This window comes from Aeromonas sp. 604176, from assembly GCF_049170755.1.
In the GTDB taxonomy this organism is placed as follows: domain Bacteria; phylum Pseudomonadota; class Gammaproteobacteria; order Enterobacterales; family Aeromonadaceae; genus Aeromonas; species Aeromonas veronii_A.
In genome coordinates this window covers 1-743 of sequence record NZ_JAAKNE010000300.1, presented here as the reverse complement: position 1 = coordinate 743, position 743 = coordinate 1, and the positions used below count along the sequence as shown (strand labels likewise).

The window sequence follows — 743 nt, the reverse complement described above, 5'->3', positions numbered from 1 at the left end:
ATGAGCTCCTTGATGGTGCTCTGGCGACCTTTCAGGATCACCCGATCGCGGATCGGCTGGTGGATCCAGCGCTTGAGCAGGCGGCTGCCCATGGGGGTGGCGGTGCGATCCAGCACCTCGGCCAGGGTATTTTCGTAGCCACCGGCCAGATTCTGGGTCAGCTCCAGATTGCGGCGGGTGGCGGCATCCATGATGACGGCGTGATCCGGCTGTTCGAGGCGCACGTTGCGGATGTGGGGCAGGGCGGTGCGCTGGGTGTCCTTGACGTACTGCATCAGGCAACCGGCGGCGCACAGGGCAGTCTCGCTCTGCTCGACGCCAAAGCCCACCAGATCCTGGGTGCCGAATTGCTGGCAGAGCAGCTTGCGGGCGGTGCCCAGCTCAAACTCCCACTCCGGGCGGCGACGCAGGCCACGGCGACCCTCGACGTGGTGCAGGAAGGCGAAGGATTCGGGGTAGAGCAGCTCCGCCGGATTGGTGCGCTGCAGCTCCGCCAGCAGGGTCTCTTCTTTCTCGAACTGGTTGATGAAGAAGCGTCCGGAGCCGATATCCATGGTGCCATAGCCGAAGCGGCGGCCATCGTGGTAGACGGCGGCGATCAGGTTGTCCTGTCGCTCGCTGAGCAGTGCCTCGTCGGAGACGGTGCCCGGGGTGATGATGCGAATGACCTTGCGCTCCACCGGCCCCTTGCTGGTGGCGGGATCCCCCACCTGTTCGCAGATGGCGGCCGATTCGCCGAGCTG

At 65.5% G+C, this 743-nt stretch carries 1 pseudogene; it reads right to left on the bottom strand.

Annotated features, from left to right (window positions below):
* A pseudogene (locus G5358_RS21485) lies at positions 1–743 on the bottom strand (DNA mismatch repair protein MutS); the annotation flags it as partial.